This is a genomic window from Parvibaculum sp., from assembly GCF_040882025.1.
Lineage (GTDB): Bacteria > Pseudomonadota > Alphaproteobacteria > Parvibaculales > Parvibaculaceae > Parvibaculum.
Genome location: NZ_JBBECC010000110.1, coordinates 1 through 4255, shown reverse-complemented (window position 1 = coordinate 4255; position 4255 = coordinate 1). Strand labels below are relative to the sequence as shown.

Here is a 4255-nt window from a genome sequence, read left to right as displayed (position 1 = left end):
CGCCTTCGGACGGCGCGCCCGCGAGAAGCATCTGACGCTCGGCCGGCCCGAGGCGGTCGGCGGCAAGCAGCCCGGCAAGCCAGGCGCGCGGCGGCAGGCGGCCCTGCGCGGCGATCATCAGGCAATGCGTCAGGCGCTCATCATCGATCCGGGCGAAGCGGCGATTGCCGCGGCGCGCGTCGTGCATTTCGAGGATCTCGCCGGTTGCGGCCGGTTCGCCGAAGAGCGAAGAGGGCGAGGGCGGCTCGACGCCGGTCTCGCCCGCGATTTCGTAGAGATAACCGCCTTTCAGCGCGACAGCCGCCCAGTAGCAACCGGCAGGTGGCACCGGTGCGGTGCGGCTGAGCGCAAAGCCCCGCCACGCCATCACGACCGGCTCGACACGCGCCGGCGTGTGCTTGAACTCCGGCTGTTTCGAGATCGGGTCGATGACCGGGTTGACGAGCCGCCCCGTCACCGCGTCGGCGGCGCCGGTATCCGACCAGTGGATCGGAAGGAAGGCCGTTCCGGCGCGCTGGTTCTGCGTGGCGCGGACACGGAATGTGCCTTGCCCGAAGCGTGTGACGACGCGCGCAAAGCCGTCATCGGCGAGACCGTTGGCGGCGATGTCGTCGGGATGGAGATCGACGGCGGGCTCGGGGCTGTGACGGGCAAGCGTCGGCGCGAGGCCGGTGCGCGTCATCGTGTGCCACTGGTCGCGCAGGCGGCCGGTGTTGAGCGCCAGCGGGAAGCGTTCGGTCGGCAGGTTGGCCGGCCGGCCCGCATGGACGGCGACAAACCGGGCACGCCCGTCTTCGGTCGTGAACCAGCGGTCGGTGAAAAGCCGGGCCGTGCCCTCGCGCCGCGCCGGTGTGACCGGCCATTGCACGGGTTTCAGGGCGTCGTAGTCCGAATCCGGAATATTCGCGAGGCCGCCAATGTCGAAAATACGGCTGCCGTGATTTTCGAAAGCAGAGAGCGCGGCATGCTCGCGGAATATCTGCGCGGGCGCGGTGTAGGGAAAGGCGTCGGCAAAGCCCATGCGCTGCGCGACCTGCGTGAACATCCACCAGTCGGGGCGCGCTTCGCCGGGCGGCGGCAGGAAGGCGCGCTGGCGCGAGATGCGCCGCTCGGAATTGGTGACGGTGCCGTCCTTCTCGCCCCAGGCGGCGGCCGGCAGCGCGACATGGGCATAGCGGCCCGTATCGGTGCCGGCGATGCAGTCGGAAACGACGATGAATTCGCAGCGCGCCAGCGCCTCGCGCACCCGGCTCGCATCGGGGAGGCTGACCGCCGGGTTGGTCGCGGCGATCCAGATTGCCTTGATGCGGCCTTCGCCGACCGCGCGAAACATGTCGACGGCGGTGAGGCCGCCATGCGGCGCCATGCGCCTTGCGCGCCAGAAGCGCGCAACGATGTCGCGATGTTCGGCCGTGAATTCCATATGGGCGGCAAGCTGGTTTGCGAGACCGCCGACCTCGCGGCCGCCCATCGCATTGGGCTGGCCGGTGACGGAGAAGGGGCCCATGCCCGGCCTGCCGATGCGGCCGGTGAGGAGATGGCAGTTGATGATGGCGTTGACCTTGTCGACGCCCTGCGACGACTGGTTGACGCCTTGCGAGAAGACGGTGAGCGTGCGTTCGGTGCCGGCGAACCAGGAAAAGAAGGTTTCGAGATCGGCGGCATCGAGGCCGCAATCGCGCGCCACGGCCTCAAGCGCGGACCCATCGGCACAGGCGGCGGCGAGCGTTGCATCGAGCCCTTCGGTCGCCGCGCCGACAAATTCCTCGTCCGCATGATCGTTCGCCGCCAGATGAACGAGAAGCGCGTTGAAAAGGCGCACATCGCTGCCGGGCTTCAGCGCCAGGTGAAGATCGGCCTCGTCGCAGGTCGCCGTGCGGCGCGGGTCGATGACGACGATCCGCGTGCCGCGTTTCTCGCGGGCGGCGAGCAGCCGGCGATAGAGCACCGGATGACACCATGCCGTGTTGGAGCCGACCAGAACGACGAGATCGGCAAGTTCCCAATCCTCGTAATTGCCGGGAACGGCGTCGGCGCCGAAGGCACGCTTGTGGCCGGCCACCGTGGACGACATGCAAAGACGGGAATTGGTGTCGATATTGCCCGAGCCGATGAAGCCCTTCATCAGCTTGTTGGCGACGTAATAATCCTCCGTCAGGAGCTGCCCGGAGACGTAGAAGGCGACGGCGTCGGGCCCGTGCCGCGCGACGATATCGGAAAAGCGTTCGGCCACACGATCGAGCGCCATATCCCAGCTCGCCCGTTCACCGCCGATCTCAGGGTAAAGCAGCCGATTGTCGAGACCGACGGTCTCTCCGAGCGCTGTTCCCTTGGAACAAAGAAGGCCGCGATTGGCCGGATGCGCCGTGTCGCCCGCAAGCTCGAGGCTGCGCGCGCCGGACGCATGAACCCGCAAGCCGCACCCCACGCCGCAGTAAGGACAGGTGGTGCGGATGGCGGGTTTGCTCATTCGGCCGCCCTTTCGCAGGCCGCGCGCAGATCGACCTCGATGACGCCGTCCGTCACGCGGACGTCGAAACGGCGGATGCAGCCCTGATCCGGCGCGCGGGCTTCGGCGCGTTCGAGATCGATGACCCAGCCATGCAGCGGGCAGGCGACGCCGGTGTCGTGCACGATGCCCTGCGACAGCGGGCCGCCGCGATGGGGGCAGCGGTCCTCGATGGCGAATATCCGGTCGTCCGAAGTGCGGAAGACCGCGACCGTTCCATGCGCGGAAGCGATCCGCCGCGCGCCGCGAACGGGAATATCCGAGATCGTGCCGATTCTGGTCCAGGCAGGGTTCATGTCGCGAGCTCCAGCATGTGGAATTCCTCGGCGTCCTTGCCGCCGCCGGCGCGTTCCGCCCAGGGGTCGGTCTGCGCGAATTTCTGCGAATGGAGGAAGCGCTGGTAGAGAGCCGCCCGGTTGCCGGCATCCTCGACAATGCGCGTCCGGACGTGATCGAGGCCGACGCGCTCGATCCATGGCGCGGTGCGTTCGAGATAGCGCGCCTCCTCGCGATAAAGCTGAATGAAGGCGCCGCAATATTCGAAGACCTCGGCGTCCGTCCCGACCTTGCAGAGGAAATCGGTAGCGCGCACCTTGATGCCGCCATTGCCGCCGACGCTGAGCTCCCAGCCGCTTTCGACCGCGACGACGCCGAAATCCTTGATCGTCGCCTCGGCGCAATTGCGCGGGCAGCCCGAGACCGCCATCTTGAACTTGTGCGGCATCCACGAGCCCCAGGTCATGCGCTCGAGGCGAATGCCGAGGCCGGTCGAATCCTGCGTGCCGAAGCGGCACCACTCCGAGCCGACACAGGTTTTGACCGTGCGCAACGCCTTGCCATAGGCATGCCCCGACACCATGCCGGCGGCATTGAGATCGGCCCAGACGGCCGGCAGATCTTCCTTTTTGACGCCGAGCAGGTCGACGCGCTGGCCGCCGGTGATCTTGACGGTCGGGATCGCGAATTTTTCGACGACATCGGCGATGGCACGCAGCTCGCCGGCATTGGTGACGCCGCCCCACATGCGCGGGATGACCGAATAGGTGCCATCCTTCTGGATGTTGGCGTGCGCGCGTTCGTTGATGAACCGGCTCTGCTTGTCGTCGGTGTAGTCGCCGGGCCAGGCGCAGAGGAGATAATAGTTGAGCGCCGGGCGGCAGCTCGCGCAGCCGTCGGGCGTCGTCCATGCGAGTTCCTGCATGACTTCCGGGATCGACCGCAATTCGCGGACGAGGATCAACCGGCGCACATCGTCATGCGCGAAGGCGGTGCAGCCGCACATCGGCTTGGCGCCGCCTTGCACCTCGTAGCCGTCGCCCAGCGTCAGCGCCAGCAATTGCTCGACAAGCCCGGTGCAGGAGCCGCAGGACGCCGACGCCTTGGTGTGCTTTCTCACTTCGTCCAGTGTCGTGAGGCCCTGTTCGCCGATCGCCGAGACGATCCGGCCCTTGCAGACGCCGTTGCAGCCGCAGATTTCCGCTGCGTCGGGCAGCGCGGCAACGGCGGCCTTAGGGTCCGCGCGGGCACCGCCGGCGAGAGCCTGTCCGAAGATCAGCGTATCGCGCAGATCGGCAACGGGCGCCGCATCCTTCAGGAGCTGAAAATACCAGCTGCCATCTTGCGTCTCGCCATAGAGAACGGCACCGATCAACCTGTCGTCGCGCAGCAGCAACCGCTTGTAGACGCCGCGTGCGGCATCGCGGAACACGATGTCCTCGACATCCTCGCCGCCCTGGAAATCGCCGG

The 4255-nt window shown here is 67.3% G+C and carries 3 protein-coding genes; all 3 read right to left on the bottom strand.

Features of this window, described 5'->3' with window-relative positions; all coding sequences use genetic code 11:
• Positions 1 to 2470: molybdopterin oxidoreductase family protein (locus WEB61_RS07940; protein WP_368063798.1), on the bottom strand; the 2470-nt coding region annotated here is incomplete at its 3' end.
• Entirely contained in the window at positions 2467 to 2805 is a 339-nt protein-coding gene (gene nirD, locus WEB61_RS07935; RefSeq protein ID WP_368063797.1) for a nitrite reductase small subunit NirD, read from the bottom strand. The genes nirD and WEB61_RS07940, both read right to left, overlap by 4 nt.
• Positions 2802 to 4255: (2Fe-2S)-binding protein (locus WEB61_RS07930; protein ID WP_368063796.1), on the bottom strand; the 1454-nt coding region annotated here is incomplete at its 5' end. The genes nirD and WEB61_RS07930, both read right to left, overlap by 4 nt.

Bases quoted from the DNA above. Each gene is read 5' to 3' on its own strand.
- nirD (WP_368063797.1), bottom strand. From the start codon at position 2,805: ATGAACCCTGCCTGGACCAGAATCGGCACGATCTCGGATATTCCCGTT.